The following is a 25408-nucleotide window of genomic DNA, read 5'->3' as shown; positions in this document are numbered from 1 at the left end:
CGCGTTGTCTTACCTGGTGTTATGGACGGGAATTCAGAAATTCCCCTTGTTTTTGTCGGCGCGTGAGTCGTCGCCCTCGTCCCGCGACGCGGCGGAACGCAGTGCGAGGATCAGGTCCAGGCGGGTGTCGGGGGAGTGCAGGGAGTCGCCGAAAAGCTTCTCCAGCTGCCGCAGGCGATAGCGGACGGTCTGCGGATGGATATGGAGGCGCGCGGCGACGTCGGGGACGTTGCTGCCACTGAGCAACCACGCGAGCAACGTCTCGGCCAGTCGCGCCCGTTGGCCCTCGGAGGCGGCGTCGAGCGGTGCGAGGGCGCGTGCCTCCAACCGGGCGAGCAACGGCTCGTCGCTGTGCAGCAGCAGGGTCGACAGGTGATCAACGCACAGCACCACGCCCTGCCGGGGCAGCACTCCGCGCCCCATCAACCCCAGCGCCCGCGTGGCCCACCGCAGGGACCGCGCCGCCTGGTCGACCGGGACCGTGGGCCCGATCGCCGCCGGGCGGCCGGCCAGGCCCAGGAGGAACGACCGCCCACCGAACCTGCCGTACCCCTCCGGATCCGGCACCAGCACACGCGGCGGGCGTGACTCCATGTCCACCAACGCGCCGGGCATCGCGGGCACTTGGTCCTGCGACCGCGGGTCCGCGGGGCCCGCCAACGCGACGACGGCGACCCTCGACGGCACCCGCCACCGTGCGCCGTGCGCCAAGTCCTGGACAGCCTCCAGCGACACCGGCCCCTCGCCCAGCAGCAGTTCGAGCAGCCGTCCGCGCCGCCGTTCCAACTCGCCGGCGCTGTGCGACTGCGCCTCCGCGTAGCCGGCCGCCGCCGCCTCCGCCACCTCGTGCACGGTCCGGAACGCCAGCTCCCCGAGCGTGGCCACCACCGCCGAATCCAGGCCGAGTTCCTCCGCCGTACGCCCCATCAGCCGCCAGGCATGCATGCCGCCCACGCGTAACGCGGACTGCAGCGCGTCCAGACTGCGGCCCTCCAAGGCCTCGCCGCGCCCGAGTTCCTCGTAGTAGGCGGCCGCCATCGCGACCCCCTGGGCACGTGGGTCCGCGATGTGGTCGACGAACAGCGTGAGCGCCTGCACCACCCCGGACCTGAGGTTCTCGCGCTGGGTCCCGTCCGTCGGCCGCGCGTACTCGGGGACCTCGTTGCGGACCACCTGCGCCACTTCGTCGGCGACGACCGGGAGTTGGGCGCGCAACAGCTCGGCCAGGTCGGGCGGTACCGACGCGGCCGGGGGGTCGACAGGTACACCGCGCGGGGTGGGGACAGCCACGACGGACGCTCCTTTCCCCCGGAGGCGACTCACCCAAGGGCCGTTGCCCGTGGGATGAGGGGGACGTCCCGTGTTGGACGGACGTCCCCTGCGCTCCGTTCCGTGCCCCGGCGGCACCGACATCACTCCGGCAGCCCCAGCGCACCGGCGAGCATCGGCCACGCGGCCGTGAACTCCCCTTTCCAGTAGGCCCAGCTGTGTCCTCCGCCCGCGTAGTAGTGGGCGGTCACGGGGATGGAGAGAAGCGCGAGGGTGTCGGTGAAGCGGTGCGCGGAGGGCCACAGCAGACTCTCCAACGCCTCCGGCAGCCAGTCGCCGACACCGCCGACCACCCCGCTGCCCTGGGACACGTACAAGGGTGTGCCGCGCAGCCCCGTGGCACGGGCGCGCGGATTGAAGTCGCGCCAAGTGAGCGCGCCGAGAAGGGGATTGCCCCACAGGGAGCCGGGCGCCAGGTTCTCTCGGGCCACGATCGCGTCCACGAGGGGCGGCACGCCCAGGGCCGTGGTGTCGAGGATGCCGCTGAAGGAGGCCGCCGCGGCGAACGCGCCCGGGTGACGGGCCGCGTGCGCCATGGCGCCGTAACCCCCGGTCGACACGCCCGCGACGGCCCGCACCCCGGACGCCCGGTAGTCGCGGGCGAGCAGTGCCGGCACCTCCTGGACCTGGAAGGTCTCGTAGTCGGGACCACCGCGCCAGGCACTGGGGATGCCGGTCGGGCCCGCGTCCGGCATGGCCACGATCAGGTCGCGGCCCGCGGTGAAGGCCTCGATGTCCGTCTCCCGGGTCCAGGACGTGTAGTCGTCGTGGGCGCCGTGCAGCAGATACAGCACGGGGTACGTCCGGCCGGTCCGCGCGTCGAAGTCCGACGGCAGGATCAGCCGCACGGGCGCGCTGCGGCCCAGCGCGGGCGAGGACACGGCCACGTCGAAGGTGCGCGCTCCGACCTGGGTGGCCGCCCGGGCACGTCCGGCACCGACCGTGACGCCGAACAGGGCGGCCAGGCCGGTGGCCGCGACGGCTTTGGCGACGGCGCGGCGGGACACTCCGGCGGTCGAGGCCGTGGGGGCGGCTCCGTCGGTTCCGGCGGGATGGTGCGGCATGGCGGCTCCTCAGTCCGGTTCGGCGGGGGCGCCCGGCGGGGCAAGCAACTGCCGAAGATGGGCGGCGATCTCGTCGACGTGCGGCGGGTCGAGCAGCGACAGGTGATGCCCCGCCACCGGTACGACCGTCAGACGCGGGCACAGCTCGTCCCAGCCGAGCGCGTCGTCGTCCCGTTCGTACGCCAGGTCGCGCACGGTGTGCGGAGCCGGTTCGGTGGCCCGGAACAGGACCACGGGACCGTCGTAGCGGTCCGGCCGATGGGCCTCGCCGATCCGCAGGTCCAGATAGGAGGCGCGCTGGTGCTCCAGCGCGGCGGGCGGCACTTCGGCGACCCCGCGCAGGGCCCGCAGCACGAGGTCGATGCGCTCGTGGTCGTCGTCCATCGCCACGAGTTCGTCGTAGGGCAGCGGCAGTTGGACGCCGTAGGCGTCGGCGACGTGTCGGGCGAAGCCCGTGAGGTGCGCGCGGACGCGATCGGCGGGTGTGCGGCCGGGCTGGGGGAGGGGGCGTACGGAATCGATGAGCGCGACGAGTTCCACGTCCCGTCCGGCGGCGGTGAGTTGACGCGCCGTCTCCTGGGCGACGAACCCACCGAAGGACCAACCGCCCAGCACACAAGGTCCGTCGGGCTGGACGGCGGCGATCGCCTCGGCACAGCGGCGCGCCTTCTCCGGCACGGTACCGGCGTCCTCGATCCGGTCCAGCCCGTGCACGGGCCGGTCGGCGCCCAGCCGTTCGGCGAGCGCGCGGTAGACGTCGGTGGATCCGCCGGCGGCGTGGAACAGGAAGAGCGGGGAGCCCGTGCCGCCTTTGTGGAGCGTGCGTAGGGACAGAGGCGTCTCGGTCAACTGGCCGATCTGGTCGGCCAGTTGACCGACCGTGGTGGCGTCGAACAGGTCACGCAGCCGCAGTTCGATCCCGAAATCGCGCTCCAGGGCGGTGCGGATGCGGACGGCCATCAGGGAGTCCAGGCCGAGGTCGACCAGCGCCGTAACGGGTGTGATGCGGGCGGCCGGATGGCCGGTGACGGTGGCGATGTGGTGACTCACGCGGGCGGCCACCGAGGCCGCCGCCTCGCGCGGGGGTGTCGCGGACTCGGCCCAACGGGCAGTCGTGGAGGCGGCTATGGGGGCCCGGCCGTCCGTCCACCAGTACCGGACGTGCCGCCAACGCGGTGCCGGAAGGTCGATGACCCGGCCGGCCGGCGCCGGCAGCGGCAGCCCCGCCGTGTACAGAGCGCCCAACTCGGAGAGGAACGCGGCGGATCCGTCCGCGTCGCGCCGCAGCGAGCCCACCGCCAGTGCTCCGGATACGTTCTCGGCGATGGATCTGGCCAGCACCGGATGCGGCGAGAGCTCGACGAAGGCGGTGTGACCGTCGGCCGCGGCTGCCGCGAGGGCCCGGTCCAGACGCACGGGCCGGCGCAGGTTGGCGGCCCAGTGGGCGGCGTCGAACGCGCAGGCGCCGCGTGGATCGTCGAGGACGGTGGAGTAGACGGGGATGCGCGGAGCCCGGCCCCGGACGTCCGACAGGGCCTCGGTCAGCTCCGGCAGCAGGGGGTCCACCTGGGCGGAGTGCCCGGCGCCGACGACGCGCATGGCCCGGGCGGCACGCCCTTGCTCCTCCAGCCAGTGCACGAGCCGGGCGACCGCCGCCTCGTCGCCCGTGACGACCTTCTGCCGGGGCGAGGAGTGAACGGCGACCTGTACACCGGGGAAGTCCCGCTCCAGGGTGGGCAGTTCGGCGTCCGCCAGATCCACGACGGCCATCGCCCCGCCGTGCAGCCCGCCGAGCAGGCGAGCCCGTGCGGTGATGACCCGAGCCGCGTCCGCCACGTCCAGCGCGCCCGCGCAGACGGCGGCGGCCACCTCGCCCATGGAGTGGCCGATCACGGCGACCGGTTCGACGCCGTACGAGCGCCACAGCTCGGCGAGCGCCAACTGGAGCCCGAACAGCACGGGTTGGGAGACGTCGAGGCGGTCGAGGTCTCCGGCGGAGGTCAGGTGCTCGTGGAAGGAGAAGCCGAACTCGCCGGCGAGTCGTGCGTCGAGCTTCTCCACGGCGGCGGCGAAGGCGGGTTCCTCGGCGAGCAGTCGGCGCCCCATGCCGGGCCACTGGCTCCCGTACCCCGAGAACACCCACACCGGGCCGCGCCCCACGAGATCGCGGTCGCCGGTGGACACCCGCGTATCCGCGCGGGCCCCCGCCAACGCGTCGAGGGCGTCTGCCAGTTCGGACCCGTCACGGGCGACGGCGGCGGCCCGCACGGGTCCGCGTCCCGCGCGTCCCGCGAGCGTGCGGGCCACGTCGGCGGGGTGGGCCGCGCGCCCCTCGGGTGTGCGAAGCCACGCGGCGAGGCGGACCGCGGTGTCCCGGACCCGCTCGGTGTCGACGTCGGAGAGAAGGTGGAGGCAGGCGGCCGGTCGGTCTGTCGACGGCGGCGGGAGGATTCCGGGGCGCCATTCCTCCAGTACGGCATGGGCGTTGGTGCCACCGAACCCGAAGCCCGAGATCCCGGCGGTGGCTGTGCCGCCGTAGCGGGGCCAGGGTTCCGGCTCGGTCACCACCCGCAGCCGGGGGTCCGTCAGGGCGCTGCCGCCGGCGTGCAGCGACGGCGGGACGAGGTCGTGGTGGAGCGCGAGGACCGTTTTCACGAGACCGGCGAGGCCCGCCGCGCATTCCAGGTGGCCGAGGTTCCCCTTCACGGAGCCCAGCAGCAACGGCTGTTCGAGGTCGCGGCCCGCGCCGAGCACCGCGCCGAGCGCGCCCGCCTCGATCGGGTCGCCGAGCGGGGTGCCGGTGCCGTGTGCCTCGACGTAGTCGATGTGAGCCGGGGGCAGCCCGGACCGTGCGTACACGGACGCCAACAGGGCCTGCTGGGCGGCCGGGTTGGGGGCCAGGAGGCCGTTGGAGCGGCCGTCGGAGTTGACGGCGGTCGCGCGGATGACGGCGAGGACGCGGTCGCCGTCCCGCTCCGCGTCGGACAGTCGCTTCAGCAGCACCCCCACGCAGCCCTCACCGCGCCCGATGCCGTCGGCCGCCGTCGAGAACGGCTTGCAGCGGCCGTCCGGCGCGAGTGCGCCCGCCCGCTCGAAGGCGACGCCGACGGAGGGCGACAGCAGGACGTTGACGCCGGCCGCGATCGCTGTGTCGCTCTCGCCGGTGCGCAGGCTGACGCAGGCGTGGTGCAGGGCGACCAGCGAGGAGGAACAGGCGGTGTCGACGGCCATGCTCGGACCACGGATGTCGAGGACGTACGCCAGTCGGCCCGCCGCTACGCTGAGCGCCGCGCCCGCCGGGGCCCAGGGATCGACGGAGTCCGCGTCGGCGCCGGTGAGTTGGCCGTACTCCGGGGCCGAGACACCGACGTAGATCCCGGTGGCCGTGCCCGCCAGGGCGGTGGCGGGCACGGCGGCGTGGTCGAGCGTCTCGCGGACGACCTCCAGGAGGATCCGCTGCTGCGGGTCCATCACCGCGGCCTCGCGCGGGGTGATGCGGAAGAACTCGGCGTCGAAGCCGGCGATGTCGTCGAGGTAGCCGCCGTACGCGGGGGCGTCGGCGGGCGGGAACGCCGTGAAGTCGCCCCATCTGTCCTCGGGGACGCGTCCGATCGCGTCGACCCCGTCGATCAGCAGCCGCCAGTAGTCGCCCGGGCCGCGCACCCCGCCGGGCAGGCGGCAGCCGACGCCGATGACCGCGACGGGCTCGCCCGGCGCACCCGGGGGAGAGGCGCCGGACGAGGTTCGGGTGAACTGCGCGGCCGTACCGCACAGTTGGGCCACCAGCGCGTCCCCGGTGGGTGCTTCCCACACCAGGGTCTCCGGCAACTCGCGGCCGGTCAGCCGGGACAGCTCGCCGGCCAGCACGACCGCGTCCCGCGAGGACATCCCGAGGTCGGCCAACGGCCGGTCCATCGGGATGTCGTCGACGGAGGCGTCGTTGCCGTTCCACTCGGCGACCAGCTCCGCGATCCGGCGGCGCAGGGCTCGCGCGTCGGCGTCCCGCGCGCCACGGTCCGCGTGAGCCGCTCTCGGACCGCGGTCCGCGCCGGCTGCCCTCCTGTCACCGTCGGCGGCCCGCGCGCCACGGGCTGCGTCGGCGGCTCTCGTGTCGCGGTCTGTGCCGGCGGCTCGCGTGCTGTGGTCTGCGTCGGCGGCTCCCGGGCCGCACTCCACCTCCGCCGCCCCCGCGCCGCACTCGACGGCGGCCGCCTCCTGACCGCGCTCAGCGTCAGCGCCGTCGGCGGCCGTCATATCGCCGTCTCCGCGGCGTAGTTGCCCTCCAGGTACCGGGCCCGCGTCAACGCCCGCGACACCTTGCCGCTGGACGTCCGGGGCACGGTGCCCGGCGCGACCAGGACGACGTCCGCGAGCCGCAACCCGTGCCGGGCGGAGACAGCCGCACGCACGGCACGCGTCAGGGACGGTACGTCGATGTCGGTGAGGCTGGTGGTCCGCGCGTGCTCCGCCACGACCACCACCCGCTCGCCCCCGCCGCCCGGCACACCGAACGCGGCGAGCCGGTCGCGCCGCAGGGCCGGATGCGCGTCCTGGGCGGTGGCCTCCACGTCCTGCGGGTAGTGGTTGCGGCCGTCGACGACGATGAGGTCCTTGAGCCGGCCGGTGACGATCAACTGCCCGCTCAGGATCGTCCCGAGATCACCGGTGCGCAGCCAGCCGCCGGGCGCGCCCTTGCCGAGCCCGGCGCCGAACACGCGCCGCGTCTGGGGCTCGTTGTTCCAGTAGCCGCGCCCCACGTTGGGACCCTGCACCCAGATCTCGCCGACCTCCCCCTCGGCCAGGACGGCGTGGGAGACGGGATCGACGACACGGACCCGCTGGCCGGCCGGGGTTCCGCAACCGGCCAGCAGCACGGCTCTCGGGTCGTCGGGCCGCGCGGGCAGGGCCTTCCCGGCGGCGAGGGCGTCACGGTCCAGCGCGAACCGGTCGAGCGGCTCGCCCGGACGGGCGGCACTGACGAAGACGGTCGCCTCCGCGAGCCCGTACGACGGACAGTGGACCTCCGCCGCGAGCCCCCGCGCGGCGAACGCGGCGTGGAAACGGTCGACGGTGCCGGGCCGCACCGGCTCGCTGCCGTTGATCAACGCGGCGACCCCGTCAAGGCGCAGCTCCGCCTTCTGCGCCTCGGTGACGGTCGAAGTGCAGTAGTCGTAGGCGAAGTTGGGCGCGGCGCTCAGCGCACGCGGATGCGCGGCCAACAGTCGTAGCCAGCGCGCCGGTTCGTGCAGGAACGCGGCCGGGTCCATGAGCACCGACAGCAGTCCCCGTACGACAGGGGCCGCGACGCTGAGCACGAGCCCCATGTCGTGGTAGAGCGGCAGCCAGCCCACGCAGGTCACCGGGTGCGCGTCGGCGCGGTAGGCGCCCAGCGCCTGGCGGGCGTTGGCGACGACGTTGGTGTGGGTGATCTCCACTCCCGCCGGAGCGCGGGTGGATCCGGAGGTGTACTGGAGATACGCGGTCGCGCCGGGGTCGAGTACGGGCGCCCGCCAGTCCTCGGCGGCGGCATCGGGAACCCGGTCCGCCGCGAGGACCGCCACCCGGGCGCGCTCGCAGAAGTCCGTGACCTCCTCCAGGACGCGGCCGGTGGTCACCACGACCGCGGGACGGGCGTCGGCCAACACCCCGACGAGCCGGTCCCCGTGCCCCGGCAGACCGGGCGGGTACAGGGGTACGGCGACCATCCCGGCGGTGAGCGCGGCCAGGAAGGCGGTGATGTAGTCCGTCCCCTGTGGACACAACAGGGCGACCCGGGAACCGGGTTCGGCCTGTTCGGAGAGCCGGGCGGCCAACGCCCGTACGCGCAGGTCCAGTCGCTGCCAGGTGAGGGTGCGGTGCACCCCGCGCGAGTTCGGAGTGGGGTGGTCGACGAAGGTGAACGCCCGGCGGTCGGGGGTGGTTTCGGCCCAGTGCCGCACGTGGTCGGGCAGGGTCCGGTACGCGGGCGCGAGCGGGGGGCGGCGGCTGTCCATCGGGCGTTGCTCCTCACATCGCGGTGTCGGCCGGCGAGTCGGGCGGATCAGAGCGGTTGGACTGAACAGGGCGAACAGGCGGGAGAAGAGGTGAACAGGGCGGTCAGAGCGGGATGTTGCCGTGCCGGCGCTCCGGCATCGGGGCGCGCTTGCCGCGCAGTGTGCGCAGGGCGCGGCACAGGTGGGCGCGGGTGTCGCGCGGGGCGATCACCGCGTCGACGTACCCGCGTTCGGCGGCGAGGTACGGGGTCCCGTGGGTGGACTCGTACGTGGCGATCAGGCGGGCGCGCAGTGCCTCCGGGTCGTCCGCGGCGGCGAGTTCACGCCGGTGCAGCACGCCGACGGCGCCCTCCGCGCCCATGACGGCGATACGGGCCGTGGGCCAGGCGAGGTTGACGTCGGCGCCGAGGTGCTTGGAGCCCATCACCGCGTACCCGCCGCCGTACGCCTTGCGCACCACCACGGTGACTTTCGGGACGGTAGCCTCGGCGTACGCGTACAGCAGTTTGGCGCCGCGCCGGATGATGCCGGCCCGCTCCTGGCGGACGCCGGAGAGGTAGCCGGGGACGTCGGCGAAGGTCAGCAGCGGAATGCCGAACGCGTCGCAGAACCGTACGAACCGCGCCGCTTTCTCGGACGCGTCGATGTCGAGGACACCGGCCGAGTGCAGAGGCTGGTTGGCGACGACACCGACGCTGCTGCCCTCGACGCGGGCCAGGGCGCAGATGATGTTCGGCGCGAACAGCTCGTGTACGTACAGGAGTTCACCGTCGTCGACGACCGCCTGCACGATGTCGCGCATGTCGTAGGCCTGGCCGGTCCGGTCGGGCACGACCTCGTCAAGACCGTCCCCGGCGGGCGTCGACCCGGGAGCGTACTGCGGGGGCCGGTCCAGGTTGTTGGCGGGCAGGTACGAGAGCAGGTCGCGTACGGTGTCGAGGGCCTCCTCCTCGTCGGCGGCGAGGAAGTGGGCGTTGCCGTTCACGGAGTTGCTGGTGCGGGCGCCGCCCAGGTCCTCCGCGGTGGTGTGCTCGCCGGTGACCGCCTCGATGACGTCGGGACCGGTGACGAACATGTGCGAGGCGCCGTCCACCATGACCGTGAAGTCGGTGATGGCGGGGGAGTAGGCGGCACCGCCCGCGCACGGCCCGAGGATGACCGAGATCTGCGGGATCACCCCGGACGCCTTCACATTGCGGCGCACCAACTCGGCGTACAGGGCGAGGGATGCGACGCCCTCCTGGATGCGGGCGCCGCCGGAGTCGTTGAGACCGACGACGGGGCAGCCGGTCTTGAGGGCGAGGTCCATCAGGGCCACGGTCTTCTCGCCGAACGCCTCGCCCATGCTGCCGCCGAAGACCGTGGAGTCCTGGGCGAACACACAGACCGGTCGCCCGTCGACCGTGCCGTACCCGGTGACGACCCCGTCACCGTAGGGGCGACCGGCGCCGTCCCCGGTGGATCTGGCCCGCACGAACAGACCGGTCTCCGCGAAGGAGTCCACGTCCAGCAGCCGTTCGATCCGCTCCCGCGCGCCGAAGGCTCCACGCCGTCTCGGCGTGGCCGGGGTCAGCGCCTGTGCCCGGCGGCGTTCCAGGTCCGTGATGCGCTCGGCGGTGCGGTCCGCCGCATGTGCCGCTGTCGCCCGGGATGTTGTCGCCTCACGCGTCACAGCCACCTCCGAAGGGGTTCTCGAATATGGCAGCGATTCGAGAGCGGTCCTGGGTGATGGCCGTTCTGTTTGCGGGAGTTGAGTCCTGGGCGACGGAGGTTCGTCCTGAGGTGACAAAGGGTTGCGGTCAGGACTGCGTTTCCTGGACGTGGGGGTTGGCGGCCGTGCCCTCGGTGCTGAGCAGGACGACCGTCGAGGTGGGACCGACGGCCAGGGCGGTACGGCGTTCGGCGGCACCCTCACCGGTCAGGGCGGCGCGGGCACCCGCCAGGGAGGCGGCGCCGCAGGGGCCGGCCGCGACACCGACGGCGGCGAGATCGCGCGCGGCGCCGGCGCTTTCGGCGTCCGTGACCGCGACAGCGGCGTCCAGACCGTCACGTAGAAAGGGCCAGGCCAGGCTGGAGACGGTGCCGCAGTTCAGGCCGGCCATGGTGGTGGCAGCGGTCGGCACACTGACCGGCGTCCGACGGCCGAGGCTGGCCAGGACACAGGCCGCGGTGTCGGGCTCGACGGACAGCAGCGCGGTCGGCGCGGGCCCGGCCGCTCCGCTGCGGTAGTGGGTGACGGCGGCCTGCGCGAGCGAGCCCACGCCCGCCGGGACCACCACCAGGCCGGGCGACCCGACACCCGCGGTACCGAGCTGCGCGTCGATCTCGGCGAACAGGGTCGAGTAGCCCTCCACGATCCAGCCCGGAATCCGCTCGTACCCCGGCCAGGCGGTGTCCTGGACGAGCACGGAGTCCGGCCTGCTCGCCGCCGCGTCGGCCGCCCGCCGCACGGCTTCGTCGTACGAGCCCGGCACGAGCGTGATGTGCGCGCCTTCCTCCTCGATGGCGGTCACGGCCGCCGGGTGGACGCCCCGCGGGACGAAGACATGGGAACGCTGCCCGAACAGCCGCGCCATCCGCGCCACGGCCCGGCCGTGATTGCCGTCGGTGGCGGTGACCAGCCGCACCTGGACGCCCGTACCTACTCCGCCTGTGCCGCCGCTGCCCCCGTTCGCCCGCCGCGCCAGCACCCGGTGAATCGCCCAGGACGCGCCCAGCGCCTTGAACGCGGGCAGCCCCAGACGCGAGGACTCGTCCTTGACGAACACCCGGCCGACCCCGAGTTCCCTTGCCAGGGAAGGGAGTTCGGCCAGTGCGGTGGGCGCGTAGCCGGGCTGCTCGGCATGGAAGTCCCGCACCTCGGCCGGGGGTGGCGCACAGGTCCAGGTCCTGGCGTCGGGTCGTACGAACCACGGCAGGTGGCGCGATGGGGTCGGGTTGCCGGCGACGAAAGGAATCTTGGACACGCGATCATCGTGTGGCCCGACCATGGAGTTGGTCCAGGGGCACGCGGCGCGCGTCCGATTGCACGTAGTCCTCGGCATCCTCGTCCGCCGGGTCCCTGCACGCGTGGACGTCGTCGTCATCCACGCGACGGATCAGTGAGCGGTTGGTAGCGTTCCGGCATGACCGAACGCGAGCACCGTGTCGTCGTCGAGGGGTCCCGGATCACCACGCCCCGGCTGGTCCTGCGGCCGTGGACCGTCGAGGACGCGGAGGACGCCCTGCGGGTCTACGGCACCGCGGACGTCGCCCAGTGGCTCGCCCCGGCGATGGCACGAGTGCCGGACGCGGCGGCCATGCGGACCCTCCTGGAGGAGTGGGGCGCCGGGAAGCTGGACGCCCCGCAGGGCCGGTGGGCGATCGAGTCGCGGGAGGACGGGGCGGTGGTCGGCGGGGTCGTGCTGCTGCCCCTGCCGCCGGACCGCCGGGACCTGGAGATCGGCTGGCAACTCGCGCCCGGCGCCTGGGGGAAGGGCCTGGCCGCCGAGGCCGGACACGCCGTGGCGCACTACGCCTTCGAGGCCGGCGTGGACGAACTCTTCGCGGTCGTACGCCCCCGCAACGAACGGGGTGCCGCGACGGCCAAGCGCGTGGGGATGGAATGGGTGGGCGAGACGGACAAGTACTACGACCTGCGCCTCCAGGTGTACCGGCTCAGGCCGGGCGACCTCGACGTCCCGGGCCTGCGCCCTGGGCAGGGGCCCGGCACTCGAGGAGCATGACGAAGGGGGCGCCGGTCTCGCCGACGCCCCCTCCGCCCAGCCGCGGAGACCTACTGGGTGATGAGGTAGGCGCGCTGGATCGTCTGGACCAGCTTGTTGCCGGCCCGGTCGGTCAGTTCGGCGCGCAGTGACACGGAGCCCGGCTGGGCCGGGTGCTTGAGCGTCAGATGCGTACCGCCGACGGCCTTGGCGGACTGCCAGGTCGCGCCGTCGTCGTAGGAGACCTGGAAGGCGAGCTTCGCGGGCTTCTGCCCGGCCGCCGCGCCCTTGATGCTGAAGGGCACCTTGAAGGTCGTACCCGCCTCGGCCGTGCTGGCCAGGGTCAGCTTCGGGGAGAAGGTGACCGTCGACAGCGGCAGCGCGGTGAAGTCGTCGTCGGGGGTCGTGGCCGAGCGGAAGGACCACTCCGCCTGGACGCGCGTGCTGACCGCGTACACGGCCGGGTCACGGGAGCTGTCCACGCTCAGCTTGTAGGCGGCGTCCCCGGCGGGGACGGTGTACTCGGTGAGGCCATCGGTCGGCGGAATGCCGTAGTCGTCGGCGATCTCCCGGCCGTCCACCGTGAGCGAGGTCTTCACCGAGGTGGTGCTCGCGTCACCCCAGTGTCCGGAGCCGTCGCCGAACTGCGGTACATAGGCCCTGATGGTGTTGCCCATCCGGGCGAGGCCCGGGAATCCGATGCCCGGTCCGAGCTCCCCGGGGCCGTTCAGCACCGGGCCGAAGACGCCGACGTTGAACTGCTCCTGGTAGGTGTGGCCCGCCTTCCAGATCCTCGGCATCCGCATCAGGAAGTTCTCGAAGACCGAGTCCCGGCCCTCGCCCGAGACCGACCACATACGGGCCGACCACTTCACGCCGTTGTCGAGGATGTACTCGGTGCTGCGCATCGGCAGATCGCCGCGCATGTCGGTGTAACTGGGCACCAGTCGGCCGTCGGGCCCGTGCGGAGTGACCTCGACCTGGACGCGCCGGCCCTCGACCGGCTCACCCGCCTCGAACTCGACCTTGGCCAGCCGCTTCCGCTCGACCGCGGCGGTGAAGCCGTCGATGTCGCCGTCCCGCTGCCAGGCCAGGCGGTAGTTGACCGGCCGCCCCGCCGCGTCCTGGCGGGACCAGGTGCCGGAGTACAGGGAGTACAGCCCGTCGACGGACTCGCCCGTGCCGAGCCGCCCGAACCGCAGGCCCTCGAAGTTCGGCAGCAGATACTGCAGGAAGCCGTCCCTCAGCCCCTCGCCCCGCTGGAAGCCGACCGCGACCGTCGCGTCGGTGCCCACGGCCGCCGTATCCGGCACGGTGATGTCCACCGGCTTCGCCTGCCGGGCGTCGACGGTGACGCTGGTGTCCCCGTCGAGCCGCAGCTTCGGCTGGACCAGTACCGCGTGCTTGTCGGCCTCGACGCTGGGGTGGATCACACCGCTGACGATGTAGTCGCCCTTGGGCAGCCTGACCGTCAGCTCACCGTCCTGTTCATCGGCGTAGTCGGCATAGAAGTCGCCGTCGAAGTCCGAGACGGAGGTGACGGCGTCCCCGGTCGGCGCGCCGTTCTCGTCGATGTGCTTGAGCGTCAGGTCGTACGACTCCACCTCGCGCTGCACGCCGACCGCGGTCCGCACCTGGACCTTGTCGTCGGACGAGGTGGCCGAGACCGAGCCGCCGAAGCTGCCGTCGGCGGTGCCCGCGCTGGTGTCCGCCGTGACCTCGGCGCTCGCCTCGCCGCCCGCCGGGACGGTGACCGTCCGGGGCGAGACGGTGAACATGCCCTCCGCGGCGGGCTTGCCGTCCGCGGTGTAGGCGTCCACGGAGAGGTCCAGGGTGACCGGCTCGGTGCCGAGGTTCCGGTACGTGAGCTGCTTGGTAACCGGCTTGTCGTCGGCGTGCGGCCACTGCTGCTCGCCGAAGCCGATCGACTGCTGCTCGGTGACGACGCTCTGGTCCAGCGCCCGCACCAGGTCGGTGCGTCCGGTGCCCTGCTGGAAGGAGCTGTACGCGCCCGGCTTCGCGGAGGCCGTGAGGACCTGCTTGATGCGCTCGCCGGTCCAGTCCGGATGCTGCTGGGCGAGGAGAGCGGCGGCGCCCGCGACATGCGGGGTCGCCATCGACGTACCGTCGAGCGTGAGATAGCCCGGGGTGTCGGAGGGGAACTCGCCCTCCAGGAAGCTGCCGGCCGCCGCGGCGGCCGTGATGGCGACACCGGGTGCGGTCAGATCGGGCTTGACCCCGCTGTCTCCGACGCGCGGGCCGCGGCTGGAGAACGAGGCCAGCTGGTCGGACTTGTCGACCGCGCCGACGGTCAGCGCCGCGTCGGCGCTGCCGGGCGAGCCGACCGTCTGCTCGCCGAACTCGCCCTCGTTGCCGGCCGCGATGACGAACAGCGTGTCGGACTCGGCGGAGAGCCGGTCGACCGCCTCCTCCATCGGGTCGGTGCCGGGCGAGTCCGTACCGCCGAGGCTGAGGTTGGCGACATCGGCGCCCTGCGCCACCGCCCACTCCATGCCGGCGATGATCCCGGAGTCGTAGCCGGAGCCGTTGTCGTCGAGGACCTTGCCGTTGATGAGCTGCGCGCCCGGCGCGACGCCCTTGTACTTGCCGCCGGACTTGGCGCCCGTCCCGGCCGTGATCGACGCGACGTGCGTGCCGTGGCCGAACTTGTCGCCGGTGCTTCCGGAGTCGGAGAAGTCCTGCGCCGCGACCACCTTGTCCGCGAGGTCGGGGTGGCCGGTGTCGATGCCGGTGTCCAGGACGGCGATCTTCGTGCCGGTGCCGTCGTACCCGGCGGCCCAGGCGGTCGGCGCGCCGATCTGCGGGACGCTCTGGTCGAGGCTCGCCTTGCGCCTGCCGTCCAGCCAGACCTTCTCCACCGCCGTGGAGTTGGTGAACTCCGTCGTGCCGCTGTCGCCCGCGGAGTCGGTCACGGCGTTCCAGAAGTCGTCGGCCCGCTTCTTGACGGGGCGTATCGCCTTGCCGTTGACGACGGGCAGCGCGCGGCCCAGCCGGGCGCCGGCCCCGGTGAACGGGCTCATCGAGGGCGCCTTCCTGCCCTTGAAGGTGACGATCAGCGGTACGTCGGTGCGGCCCGCGTCGTCGTACCCGTCCGCCACCAGCTGGGTCACGTCGAACAGCCGGACGTCCAGCTTGCCCTGCGCGATGAGCAACTCCGCGTCGGAGGGCACCACTTGGGTGTGCTCGCCGACCGTGCGGATCGAGAACGTGCCCCGCTCCCGGCCCTTCGCCCGCTCGACGCCTGCGACCTTGCCGGCGGCGTCCAGCAGGACCCGGTCGCCGGTGACCAGCGTGACGGTCCTGACCGCGGCGGCGGTTCGGGCCGCGCCCGTGTCGATCGGCCCGGCTCCGGACGCCGTACCGGCGGGCAGGCCGGCCAGGACGAGGGCCGAGGCGGCGACCCCGGCTGCGAGGACGGCATGTCTGTGCTTCACGCGTAACTCCACTTGTGCTCCTGGAAGTTGGGAACGGTCGAACGGGGTGGTGGTCAGGGAACGGCCGGCCCGGTGATGTACCGGCCGTCGGCGGTGTAGGGCCAGACGTTGGGGACGCAGCCGTGCATGCCCTTGATCTGCTGCATCATCGCGGGGGCCGGTCCGCCCTTCGCGGGGCAGGTGACATGGCCGTGGCCGAGGAAATGGCCCACCTCGTGGTTGACGATGAGCGCCCGGTAGGACGTGACGTCCTTGGCGTAGACGGGAGTTGCCTCTTCCCAGCGCTTGAGGTTGACCATGACGTTGTGGGCCACGCTGCAGTTGACCTCGCCGCCGGTCTCCAGTCCGTACTGCCCGCAGACCTTGTCCACGGTCCCGGGAGTGGCGACCTTGACCACGAAGTCGGTGGCGCCGGTGGAGACCCGCTGGAAGCCCGAGTGTCCGTCGGCGGTCCAGCCGCGCGGGTCGGCGAGGATGCGCTCGACCTGCTCGGCGATGTCCTCGGGGGACAGGTCGATGCCGTTCTCCACCTCGACCTTGTAGCGCAGGGCCTTGCCCTTCCCGACACGCCCGCTGCCGCCGGACGCGGTGACGAACGTGCCCGGACCGTTGCGGGGGATGGCGGGGCCGGAGGAACTCGGCGTCCCCTCGGCCTTCCCCGTGGCGCTCGCCGTCGGCTCCGTCGGCGTCCTCGGCTTCGGTGACTCGGAGGTGGGCCGCACCGACGGGTCGCGCTCGGCACCCGCGTCCGGACCGGCCGCCGTCGGCGACCGCTTCGAGTCGGCCGGCAGCCAGGCCACCACCGCGCAGCCGACGACACCGAGAGCGGCCAACGCGGCCAGTCCCCCCGTCAGTTGTCTCCGCCCGTTCCGCCTGGCGGCGTGGGCGGAACCTGTCCGACGACGGCTGGGGGACTTCTCGTTGTGCGCTTTCACGATCGTTTACGGTGCGACCGCAATGTGATCGGATCTGGCCCGGAAGATAACGAGACGATAACGCCCGCCTTGGTCATCTCCCTGTGGATACTGTGCGTATGTCACGAGTACTGCTGATCGAGGACGACCGCGCCGTGCGCGAGGGCGTCGACCTGGCCCTGCGCCGACAGGGCCACGACGTCGCCGCCACCGCGACCGGGGAAGAGGGCATGGACCGGTTAAGGAGCTTCCGGCCGGACATCGTGGTCCTCGATCTGATGCTCCCCGGCATGACCGGTCTTGAGGTGTGCCGGGGCATACGCGCCGTGGACCAGACCCTGCCGATCATCATCGCCACCGCGCGGGGTGACGAGGTGGACATCGTTGTCGGTCTGGAGGCCGGCGCCGACGACTACGTGGTGAAGCCGGTGCTGGCCCGGGTGCTCGACGCCCGCATACGCGCCGTCCTGCGCCGCGCGGGCGGGGCGCAGGGCGGGACGGGACTGCCGAAGATCGACACCTACGGTGAACTCGCCGTGGACCGCGCCGGGTTGACCGTCACCCTGGGCGGTACGCCGATCGCCCTCGCCCCCTCGGAGACGCGGCTGCTGCTCACGCTCTCCGCCTCGCCGGGGCAGGTCTTCAGCCGACAGCAGCTGTTGGAGGCGGTCTGGGAGCACGACTACCACGGGGACGCACGCCTGGTGGACGCCTGCGTCAAACGCCTGCGCACCAAGATGTCCGAGCCGCCCAAGGCGCCGCGGTACATCCACACCGTACGCGGCTTCGGCTACCGATTCGCGGCGCCGTGAGGACGCGTGGGACGCGCCGCACGCGCCGACTGCGAGGCCTGCGCCCGCGCCTGGTGGTCGCCTTCGGACTCGTCGCCACCGTCGCCGCCGCCACGACCGGCGCCCTGACCTTCCGGGAGGCCCGCACCGGAGTGCTCCAGCAGAGCCAGGACGCCACGATCAGACAACTGCGCACCCAGATCAACCAGCGCGCCCCCGAACTCGGCTTCCCCCCGGACCAGTCGGCGCTCCAGCGCTTCGCCGCCGACGTGGCCGCCACCGAGGCACCCGGCAACTGGCGCGTCCTGGCCACCTACGGAACCCTGCGCGCCGCCTCCGCCGCCGGCGACACCTTCCCCGAGCTGACGCCCGACGTGCGCGAGGCCGTCGCCACCAGCCGGGCCACCGTGTTCCAACGGGTGCGCGCGAGCGGACACACCTCGCTCGTCGTCGGCATGTCGGTCACCTTCGGCGTCCCCGACCGAGCGCAGACGGCGTCCGGGGTCCGGGTGTTCCTGGTCGTGCCGCAGACCGAGGAACAGGCCTACGTGGACGCCCTGGTGAGCTCGGTCGAGCGGGCCATGGTGCCGGCGCTGCTGCTCGCCGTGGTGCTCGCCCTGTTCGCCGCGCGGGGCGTACTGCTGCCGGTACGGGCGCTGCGCGACGCCACCCGCAGCATCGCCGAGGGGCGCCTGGACACCCGGCTCGCGGTCAACGGATCCGACGAACTCGCCGATCTCTCCCACACGTTCAACGAGACGGCCGCCGCCCTCGAGACGTCGGTGGCGGAGCTGCGCGGCATGGAGGCACGGGCCCGGCGCTTCGCCGCGGACGTCTCGCACGAACTGCGCACCCCGCTCGCCGCGATGTCGGCGGTCACCGACGTTTTGGACGAGGACGCGGCCCGGTTGGACCCGGACACGGCCACCGCGGTCCGGCTCATCAGCGGGGAGACGGTCAAACTCGCCCGCCTGGTCGACGACTTGATGGAGATCTCCCGGTTCGACGCGGGTGCGGCGGAGCTGCACCTGGACGAGATCGACCTCGCCGAGTCGATCCGGCGCACCCTCGCCTCCCGGGGCTGGTCGGACACGGTGGAGACGCGGCTGCCGCCGCCCGACGCGGTGCGCGGGCGGGTCGACCCGCGCCGCCTGGACGTGGTCGTCGCCAATCTGGTCGGCAACGCCCTGCGGCACGGCACCCGTCCGGTGCGCGTGAGCCTGGCGGCGAGCGATGACCTCGCCGCCGGGCGCCTCGCGGTCATCGAGATTCGGGACGGCGGCCCCGGCATCCCCGAGGACGTACTGCCGCACGTCTTCGAGCGGTTCTACAAGTCGGACACCGCGAGGACCCGCTCCGAGGGCAGCGGTCTCGGTCTGTCGATCACCGCCGAGAACGTACGCATGCACGGCGGAACCGTCCGCGCGGCCAACCATCCGGCCGGTGGTGCCGTCTTCACGGTCGAACTGCCGTTGCGGCGGGACGAGTCGTCCGAGGAGAACCCGTCATGAAGGCCACACACCGGCTCCCGCTGCTGGTGGCACCGTCCCTGCTCGCGCTGTCCGCCTGCGGGATCCCCGCGACCGGGGTGGTGGAGGCCGGCGGTCCGGCGAGCGGCATCGCCTCGCTCACGTCGGTCTACTTCGTCCGGGACGGCGGCGCACTCGTCGCGGTCTCCCGGGCGACCGCCGAGCCCGGGGACGCCGGGGCGGCCCTGGACCTGCTGCTGCTCGGCCCGACCGACCGCGAGCAGTCCGAGGGCCTGGCCAGCGAGGTGCCCGGGCTGCCGACCCTCGCGCCCGTCCCGACGCCCAAGGCGGACGCGGTCACCGGGGAACCCGCCGAGCCCGCGGAGAACGTGCCGACCGTGACGGTGCGGGACGACACGCTCTCCATCGAACTCCCCGGCGCCATGGGCAGGTTGACCGACATCGCGATACGGCAGCTGATCTGCACGGCCGCCGCCGCGCACCGGGTCGCGACCCAGACCGTCGGCCCGGTGACGGTCGACGTGACCAGCGTCTACGGACAGCACACCAGGAACTCCGACAAGGGCTGCCCCGATCGGGGAGCCAGGCTCCCCGATCCGTGAGCCCGGCGCCGTGTTCCGTTAGCCCGGCGCCGTGGCACCTCAGTCCGTCGTGTCCCCGAACGCCTTCAGGATCCGCTCGGCGGCCAGTGTCGCCGTCAACTTCCCCTCGCGCACCTGCTGTTCGAGTTCGGGAGCGAGCTCCCGCACCTTCGGGTCGGCGTGCAGGCGGCCCAGGAGCGTGTCGCGGACCATCGTCCAGGTCCAGTCGACCTGCTGGTCCCGGCGCTTGGCGGCCAGCCGACCGCTCGATTCGAGGAGCGCCCGGTGCTGTTCGAGGCGCTCCCAGACGGTGTCCAGGCCGGTCCGCTCGCGGGCGCTGCAACTGAGTACGGGCGGTGCCCAGTACACGTCCTTGCCGTGCATCAGCCGCAGCGCGCCAGCCAGTTCACGTGCCGCCGCCTTGGCGTCACGCTCGTGCGGACCGTCGGCCTTGTTCACGGCGATGACGTCGGCCAGCTCCAGCACACCCTTTTTGATGCCCTGCAACTGGTCGCCGGTACGGGCCAGGGTGAGCAGCAGGAAGGAGTCGACCATGTTGGCGACGGCCGTCTCCGACTGGCCCACACCGACCGTCTCCACCAGCACCACGTCGTAGCCCGCCGCCTCCATCACCACGATCGACTCGCGGGTGGCCTTGGCGACCCCGCCGAGCGTCCCGGCGGTGGGGGAGGGCCGGACGAACGCGGCCGGGTCCACGGCGAGGCGTTCCATCCGGGTCTTGTCGCCCAGGATCGAGCCGCCGGTACGGGTGGAGGAGGGGTCGACGGCGAGCACCGCCACCCGGTGGCCCTGCGCGGTGAGCATGGTGCCGAAGGTGTCGATGAACGTCGACTTGCCCACCCCGGGCACCCCGCTGATCCCGATCCGCCGGGCCCGGCCGCTGTGCGGGAGCAGTTCGGTCAACAGCGCCTGGGCCAGGGCCCGGTGGCGGGGGTGGGTGGACTCGACGAGCGTGATCGCCCGGGCGACCAGCGCCCGCTTCCCGTCGAGGACACCCTTCACATACGTCTCGAGATCGATCGCTGCCATACCGGCGCTACAGATCGTGGCCGAGGTCGGTCGCCAGCCGTTTCACCAGGTCGTGGGCCGCGTCCGGGATCACCGTGCCGGGCGGGAAGACGGCCGCCGCGCCCATCTCCAGGAGCGTGGGCACGTCCTGCGGCGGGATCACTCCGCCCACCACGATCATGATGTCCTCCCGGCCCTCCTCGGCGAGCGACTCCTTCAACGCCGGTACGAGGGTGAGGTGTCCGGCGGCCAGCGAGGACACCCCGACGATGTGCACGTCCGCCTCGACGGCTTGGCGGGCCACCTCGCCCGGGGTCTGGAACAGCGGGCCGACGTCGACGTCGAAGCCGAGGTCGGCGAAGGCGGTGGCGATCACCTTCTGGCCCCGGTCGTGGCCGTCCTGGCCCATCTTGGCGACCAGGATGCGCGGCCGGCGCCCCTCGGCCTCCTCGAAGGCGGTCACCAGGGTCCGGGTGCGGTCCACGGAGGGGGACTCGCCTGCTTCGTTGCGGTACACGCCTGAGATCGTACGGATCTGGCTCGCGTGCCGTCCGTACACCTTCTCCAGCGCGTCGGAGATCTCGCCCACGGTCGCCTTGGCGCGGGCCGCGTTCACGGCCAGCTCCAGCAGGTTGCCCTCGCCGCCGGCCGCCCGGGTCAGCGCGTCGAGCGCGTCCTGGCAGGCCCGCTCGTCCCGCTCCGCGCGCAGCCGCCGCAGCTTCTCGATCTGCTGGGTGCGGACGGAGGAGTTGTCGACCTTGAGGACGTCGATCTCCTCGTCGGTCTCCACCCGGTACTTGTTCACGCCGATGACCGGCTGACGGCCGGAGTCGATACGGGCCTGGGTGCGGGCCGCGGCCTCCTCGATGCGCAGCTTGGGGATGCCCGCGTCGATGGCCTTGGCCATCCCGCCCGCCGCCTCGACCTCCTCGATGTGCTGCCAGGCCCGCCGGGCGAGGTCGTACGTCAGCCGCTCCACGTACGCGCTGCCGCCCCACGGGTCGATCACCCGGGTCGTCCCCGACTCCTGCTGGAGCAGCAGCTGGGTGTTGCGGGCGATGCGCGCGGAGAAGTCGGTGGGCAGCGCGAGCGCCTCGTCGAGGGCGTTGGTGTGCAGCGACTGCGTGTGGCCCTGCGTCGCCGCCATCGCCTCCACGCACGTACGCGTGACGTTGTTGAAGACGTCCTGCGCGGTCAGCGACCAGCCCGAGGTCTGCGAATGGGTGCGCAGGGACAGGGACTTGGCGTTCTGCGGGTCGAACTGCCTGACCAGCTTGGCCCACAGCAGGCGCGCCGCCCGCAGCTTGGCGACCTCCATGAAGAAGTTCATGCCGATCGCCCAGAAGAACGAGAGCCGGGGCGCGAACGCGTCCACGTCCATTCCCGCGTCCCGACCGGCCCGGATGTACTCCACGCCGTCGGCGAGGGTGTACGCGAGCTCCAGGTCGGCCGTCGCGCCCGCCTCTTGGATGTGATAGCCGGAGATGGAGATCGAGTTGTAGCGGGGCATCCGCTGGGAGGTGAAGGCGAAGATGTCGGAGATGATCCGCATCGACGGCTTCGGCGGATAGATGTAGGTGTTGCGGACCATGAACTCCTTGAGGATGTCGTTCTGGATGGTCCCGGCCAACTTCTCGGGCGGCACGCCCTGTTCCTCGGCGGCGACGATGTAGAGCGCGAGGACGGGCAGCACCGCGCCGTTCATCGTCATCGACACGGTCATCTTGTCGAGGGGGATGCCGTCGAAGAGCTGGCGCATGTCGTAGATCGAGTCGATCGCCACGCCCGCCATGCCGACGTCACCGGTCACGCGCGGGTGGTCGCTGTCGTAACCCCGGTGCGTGGGCAGGTCGAAGGCGACCGACAGACCCTTCTGACCGGCCGCCAGGTTGCGCCGGTAGAACGCGTTGGACTCCTCGGCCGTGGAGAAGCCCGCGTACTGGCGGATCGTCCAGGGCTGGTTGACGTACATCGTCGGGTACGGGCCGCGCAGATACGGCGCGATGCCCGGGTACGTCTCCAGGAAGTCCAGGCCCTCCAGGTCGCGGCCGGTGTAGAGCGGCTTGACCGCGATGCCCTCCGGGGTCTCCCAGAGCAGGTCGGAGCCGTCGGCGGCGCGCTTCACGGACGCATCCCACTCGTCCGTCCCCCCTTCGGCGCGCGGGGTCCCCAGGTCGATCCCGGTGAAGTCGGGGATTCCCATCACGACACTCCCATGCGGTCGAGGGTGGCGGAGAGCACGGCCACGGCGTCGCAGCCCGCGAAGACGTAGGCGTCCACGTCGGTGTACTGCCCCGGACGGCCGGCCAGGAACACGTGCCCGGCGCCCGCGGCCCGCAGTGCCGTGGCGGTCCGCTCGGCCTGCTCCTCGTAGAGCGCGTCGCTGGAGCACAGACAGGCCTCGGTGGCTCCGCTCTCCTCGAAGCCGCCTGAGGTGACCGGCTCGATGCCACCGGCCTGGAAGAGGTTCGAGGCGAAGGTCGAGCGCGCGGTGTGAGCCGCGGCGGGGCCGATCGTGGCCAGGAAGATCCGCGGCCGGGAGCCGGTGGCGGCGAGGTGCGCGTCGGAGCGGGCGCGCAGTGCCTCGTACGCCTCGTCCCGGCGCACCCGGGGCAGTCCGCCGGACGGCGGCTCGGGTGCGGGGGCGCGCTGTACGGGCTTCTCGCCGAGGTTGGGGAACTCGCTGACGCCGGTGATGGGTTCACGGCGTTTGGCGAGCTTCGCGCTGCGTACCGCCCAGGTCTCCGCCAGGTCCTCGGCGAGCCGTCCGGAGCGCAACGCGGCCGCCTGGCCGCCGAGTTCCTCGATGTGCCGGAAGAACTCCCAGCCCGCGTGGGCGAGTTCGTCGGTGAGCCGCTCCACGTACCAGGAGCCGCCGGCCGGGTCGATCACCCGGGACAGGTGCGACTCCTCGACCAGGATCGTGGAGGTGTTGCGGGCGATGCGGCGCGCGAACGCGTCCGGGAGGCCCACCGCGTGGTCGAAGGGCAGCACGGTGACGGAGTCGGCGCCACCGACCCCTGCGGCGAGCGTGGCGATCGTCGTACGCAGCATGTTCACCCACGGGTCGCGCCGGGTCATCATCACCGGCGAGGTCACCGCGTGCTGCACCTGACCGCCCGCGCCCGGCGCCCCGCACACCTCGGCGACCCGCGCCCACAACCGGCGCGCCGCGCGCAGCTTGGCGATCGTCAGGAACTGGTCGGCGGTGGCCGCGTACCGGAACTCCAGCTGCCCACAGGCCTGTTCGACACCGATGCCGGCCCGGGTCAGCTCGCGCAGATAGGCGACGCCGGTCGCCAGCGAGGCACCCAGTTCCTGCGCGGCCGAGCCGCCGGCCTCGTGGTACGGCAGCGCGTCCACGGTCAGCGCGCGCAGCCCCGGGTACTCCTCGGCACACCGCCGCGCGAGGCCGGCCACGTCGGCGAGGTCGAGCGCCTCGCCGGTGCGGGCCTCGTGGCCCAGCGGGTCGGCACCGAGGTTGCCGCGCGCGGCCTCCTTGGCGACGCCCCGCTCCTCGTACAGCCGCAGCAGCTCCCGTGCGGCGGCCTCCGTGTCCCGTCCCGCGTCGAGGACGACCGGCGCCAGGTCCAGGTAGACCCCGTCGAGCACCCGGCCGAGCGAGGACACCGGAATGCCGTTCTCACCCACGGTCAGCCAGAGCGAGGTGACGCCGTTCTCCAGGTCCGCGAGCACCGCGTCGCCGGTCGGTGAGGCGTGCCGCTGCCGTACGTCCCAGCCGCCGAGGGCGGTGCCCTCGGGCCGGCCGCCGCGCGCGAAGGGCGCGAAACCGGGCAGGCCGGGCTCCGGGGCGGTGTCACGCGGGGTGTACAGGGGGCGGGTGCGCAGCCCGTCCTCCAGAGTGGTGGACAGGGCGTCTTCCGCTGCCGTACCCGAGACCTCCTTGCCCGACTTGCGCAGAACGCCCTCCACCAGGCGTTGCCACTGCTCGTGCGTAGCGTCAGGGAACTCGGCGGCCAGGGAAAGCCCGTCGTCAGGCAGGACCGTCATGCTCGGATGCTAGGGCAGATCGCTTGAGCCGCACTAAGGCACACCGTGTGACCTTTCCCTCTGCGTCTGTGTGACCGGGACCTCTCCGGCGGGAAAGCCTCAGGAATCGGGCAGGGCGCGCGCCGTCGGGGTGTCTCCGAGGTCGTACAGCGGGGTGCCGTGGGCCCAGCGCTCCAGGCGGGTGCCGTCGATGAGGTGGACATGGCCCTGGCGGGCCGCCCAGCGGACGTCCCGGGCGGCGAACGTCCCCCGGTGCACGACCAGACGGAGGTCGGGGCCCGCCCTGCCGCGCCCCTTGGAGCGACGGCGCCACACCGGTTCCTCGTCGGGCAGGGGCTCGGCCACCGGGCGGAACCCGACGACGAGCAGCCGCCCCTGGTCGTCGCGGGCGGCCAGGGCGGGCCGGTCCTGGGCGGGCAGCGGCAGTACCCGCCAGCCGTCCCTGCGGAGCATCCGCGCCACGGCGAGCACCAGCTCCGGCACGTCGAGATCGGTCAGCTCCTCCGGTGTGTAGTAGCCGCGCCGGCGGCGGGCCAGTGGGCGGCGCCGACGGTGGACGGCGACGGCCACGAGCGTGAGCAGGACGAGGATCGCGGCGGGCGCGACCGGGCCGAACGCGCGGTACGACAGGGCCAGCGCGGTGACGCCGGCGCAGACGGCGACCGTGAGTCCGGTGAGCCCGGACAGCACGTCGCGGAACCGGGGACCGTACCGCCCCGACCTGCGTAACTCGCGTACGGTCTGCCGGCGCCGGGCCCACCGTGACCGGCCCATCGCCGAGTGCTCCTCCGCCTGCGCCATCGCAGCCAGCTCCCCCCACCCCTGTCCACGTCGTCGTGTGAGAGATGGCTACCCGCCAACGAGCGCGAATCTGCGGGTAGTTGAGATCCGGCCAGGACCTGGCCCAAGTGCGCGGGACAACGGTCGGGGGGAGCCTTCGGCCAGCGAGTATCAGATTCTCTTGCGCGAGGACTTGATTGGCTCATTTGGAGAATGTACTTTCCGCGCGACGAGCCGAAGCCTTTCGGCGACGTCCGAACCTCCCCG

The 25408-nt window shown here is 72.7% G+C and carries 16 protein-coding genes; 4 read left to right on the top strand and 12 right to left on the bottom strand.

The features are described 5' to 3' along the window. Nucleotides 1-33: 33 nt before the first annotated feature. The 6 genes from ACIP6U_RS35565 to ACIP6U_RS35540 form a co-directional block, all read right to left on the bottom strand. Complete coding sequence (locus ACIP6U_RS35565) at nucleotides 34-1290, bottom strand: PucR family transcriptional regulator (RefSeq protein ID WP_401726499.1); 1257 nt, start codon at nucleotides 1288-1290, stop codon at nucleotides 34-36. A gap of 122 nt (nucleotides 1291-1412) precedes the next feature. Continuing rightward, nucleotides 1413-2393, bottom strand: a complete 981-nt coding sequence (locus tag ACIP6U_RS35560) for an alpha/beta hydrolase (RefSeq protein WP_401726497.1) — start codon at nucleotides 2391-2393, stop codon at nucleotides 1413-1415. A 9-nt stretch (nucleotides 2394-2402) separates the two neighbouring features. Then, nucleotides 2403-6647: a beta-ketoacyl synthase N-terminal-like domain-containing protein gene (locus ACIP6U_RS35555; protein ID WP_401726495.1), complete on the bottom strand. Its 4245-nt coding sequence runs from the start codon at nucleotides 6645-6647 to the stop codon at nucleotides 2403-2405. Beyond that, nucleotides 6644-8386 carry a fatty acyl-AMP ligase gene (locus tag ACIP6U_RS35550; protein ID WP_401726493.1) on the bottom strand — a complete coding sequence of 581 codons (1743 nt, stop codon included), beginning with the start codon at nucleotides 8384-8386 and terminating at the stop codon, nucleotides 6644-6646. Before ACIP6U_RS35550 ends, ACIP6U_RS35555 begins: the two co-directional genes overlap by 4 nt. A 103-nt stretch (nucleotides 8387-8489) precedes the next feature. Continuing rightward, nucleotides 8490-10058: an acyl-CoA carboxylase subunit beta gene (locus ACIP6U_RS35545; RefSeq protein ID WP_401726750.1), complete on the bottom strand. Its 1569-nt coding sequence runs from the start codon at nucleotides 10056-10058 to the stop codon at nucleotides 8490-8492. A 127-nt stretch (nucleotides 10059-10185) separates the two neighbouring features. Next, the gene (locus tag ACIP6U_RS35540) at nucleotides 10186-11352 is read right to left on the bottom strand and encodes a diaminopropionate ammonia-lyase (RefSeq protein ID WP_401726491.1); all 1167 of its coding nucleotides are present in this window, start codon (nucleotides 11350-11352) and stop codon (nucleotides 10186-10188) included. Between the two features lie 159 nt (nucleotides 11353-11511). Here ACIP6U_RS35540 and ACIP6U_RS35535 point away from each other — a divergent pair, with 159 nt between their 5' ends. Continuing rightward, a complete protein-coding gene (locus tag ACIP6U_RS35535) occupies nucleotides 11512-12111 on the top strand; it encodes a GNAT family N-acetyltransferase (RefSeq protein WP_401726489.1) in 600 nt (199 codons plus the stop codon). A gap of 50 nt (nucleotides 12112-12161) precedes the next feature. On the opposite strand, the gene ACIP6U_RS35530 is transcribed toward ACIP6U_RS35535, so the two are convergent. After that, nucleotides 12162-15545, bottom strand: coding sequence for a S8 family peptidase (locus ACIP6U_RS35530; protein WP_401726487.1), 3384 nt, complete (start codon nucleotides 15543-15545; stop codon nucleotides 12162-12164). Between the two features lie 53 nt (nucleotides 15546-15598). Continuing rightward, nucleotides 15599-16378: a DUF3152 domain-containing protein gene (locus ACIP6U_RS35525; RefSeq protein WP_401726485.1), complete on the bottom strand. Its 780-nt coding sequence runs from the start codon at nucleotides 16376-16378 to the stop codon at nucleotides 15599-15601. A 200-nt stretch (nucleotides 16379-16578) separates the two neighbouring features. On the opposite strand from ACIP6U_RS35525, the gene ACIP6U_RS35520 reads away from it, so the two are divergent. Genes ACIP6U_RS35520 through ACIP6U_RS35510 form a run of 3 tightly spaced genes read left to right on the top strand, consistent with a single transcriptional unit; the run spans nucleotide 16579 to nucleotide 19342 of the window. Continuing rightward, complete coding sequence (locus ACIP6U_RS35520) at nucleotides 16579-17271, top strand: response regulator (RefSeq protein ID WP_401726483.1); 693 nt, start codon at nucleotides 16579-16581, stop codon at nucleotides 17269-17271. Continuing rightward, nucleotides 17268-18761 (top strand): sensor histidine kinase, encoded by a 1494-nt coding sequence (locus ACIP6U_RS35515; protein WP_401726481.1) that lies wholly within the window; start codon nucleotides 17268-17270, stop codon nucleotides 18759-18761. Before ACIP6U_RS35520 ends, ACIP6U_RS35515 begins: the two co-directional genes overlap by 4 nt. After that, nucleotides 18758-19342, top strand: a complete 585-nt coding sequence (locus tag ACIP6U_RS35510) for a hypothetical protein (RefSeq protein WP_401726479.1) — start codon at nucleotides 18758-18760, stop codon at nucleotides 19340-19342. Before ACIP6U_RS35515 ends, ACIP6U_RS35510 begins: the two co-directional genes overlap by 4 nt. A gap of 39 nt (nucleotides 19343-19381) precedes the next feature. Here the strand turns inward: ACIP6U_RS35510 and meaB are convergent, their stop codons facing one another. The 4 genes from meaB to ACIP6U_RS35490 form a co-directional block, all read right to left on the bottom strand. Continuing rightward, on the bottom strand, nucleotides 19382-20371 hold the full coding sequence (gene meaB, locus ACIP6U_RS35505; RefSeq protein WP_401726477.1) for a methylmalonyl Co-A mutase-associated GTPase MeaB: 990 nt from the start codon (nucleotides 20369-20371) through the stop codon (nucleotides 19382-19384). A 7-nt stretch (nucleotides 20372-20378) separates the two neighbouring features. Continuing rightward, the gene (scpA, locus tag ACIP6U_RS35500) at nucleotides 20379-22553 is read right to left on the bottom strand and encodes a methylmalonyl-CoA mutase (protein ID WP_401726475.1); all 2175 of its coding nucleotides are present in this window, start codon (nucleotides 22551-22553) and stop codon (nucleotides 20379-20381) included. Then, nucleotides 22553-24361 (bottom strand): methylmalonyl-CoA mutase family protein, encoded by a 1809-nt coding sequence (locus ACIP6U_RS35495; RefSeq protein ID WP_401726473.1) that lies wholly within the window; start codon nucleotides 24359-24361, stop codon nucleotides 22553-22555. The genes scpA and ACIP6U_RS35495 overlap by 1 nt, the downstream gene beginning before the upstream one ends. 99 nt (nucleotides 24362-24460) lie before the next feature. Then, nucleotides 24461-25162 (bottom strand): hypothetical protein, encoded by a 702-nt coding sequence (locus tag ACIP6U_RS35490; protein WP_401726471.1) that lies wholly within the window; start codon nucleotides 25160-25162, stop codon nucleotides 24461-24463. Between the last annotated feature and the right edge of the window lie 246 nt (nucleotides 25163-25408).

It is taken from the genome of Streptomyces sp. NPDC088794 (genome assembly GCF_044750545.1).
GTDB lineage: Bacteria > Actinomycetota > Actinomycetes > Streptomycetales > Streptomycetaceae > Streptomyces.
The sequence above is the reverse complement of the archived record's forward strand: the minus strand, read 5'-3'. Positions and strand labels throughout refer to the sequence as shown.

What these genes read in the sequence shown, in the direction of transcription:
- ACIP6U_RS35560 (WP_401726497.1), bottom strand. Translation starts at nt 2,393, where the DNA reads ATGCCGCACCATCCCGCCGGAACCGACGGAGCCGCCCCCACGGCCTCG.
- ACIP6U_RS35555 (WP_401726495.1), bottom strand. Translation starts at nt 6,647, where the DNA reads ATGACGGCCGCCGACGGCGCTGACGCTGAGCGCGGTCAGGAGGCGGCC.
- ACIP6U_RS35550 (WP_401726493.1), bottom strand. Translation starts at nt 8,386, where the DNA reads ATGGACAGCCGCCGCCCCCCGCTCGCGCCCGCGTACCGGACCCTGCCC.
- ACIP6U_RS35535 (WP_401726489.1), top strand. Translation starts at nt 11,512, where the DNA reads ATGACCGAACGCGAGCACCGTGTCGTCGTCGAGGGGTCCCGGATCACC.
- ACIP6U_RS35520 (WP_401726483.1), top strand. Translation starts at nt 16,579, where the DNA reads ATGTCACGAGTACTGCTGATCGAGGACGACCGCGCCGTGCGCGAGGGC.
- ACIP6U_RS35510 (WP_401726479.1), top strand. Translation starts at nt 18,758, where the DNA reads ATGAAGGCCACACACCGGCTCCCGCTGCTGGTGGCACCGTCCCTGCTC.
- meaB (WP_401726477.1), bottom strand. Translation starts at nt 20,371, where the DNA reads ATGGCAGCGATCGATCTCGAGACGTATGTGAAGGGTGTCCTCGACGGG.
- scpA (WP_401726475.1), bottom strand. Translation starts at nt 22,553, where the DNA reads ATGGGAATCCCCGACTTCACCGGGATCGACCTGGGGACCCCGCGCGCC.
- ACIP6U_RS35495 (WP_401726473.1), bottom strand. Translation starts at nt 24,361, where the DNA reads ATGACGGTCCTGCCTGACGACGGGCTTTCCCTGGCCGCCGAGTTCCCT.
- ACIP6U_RS35490 (WP_401726471.1), bottom strand. Translation starts at nt 25,162, where the DNA reads ATGGCGCAGGCGGAGGAGCACTCGGCGATGGGCCGGTCACGGTGGGCC.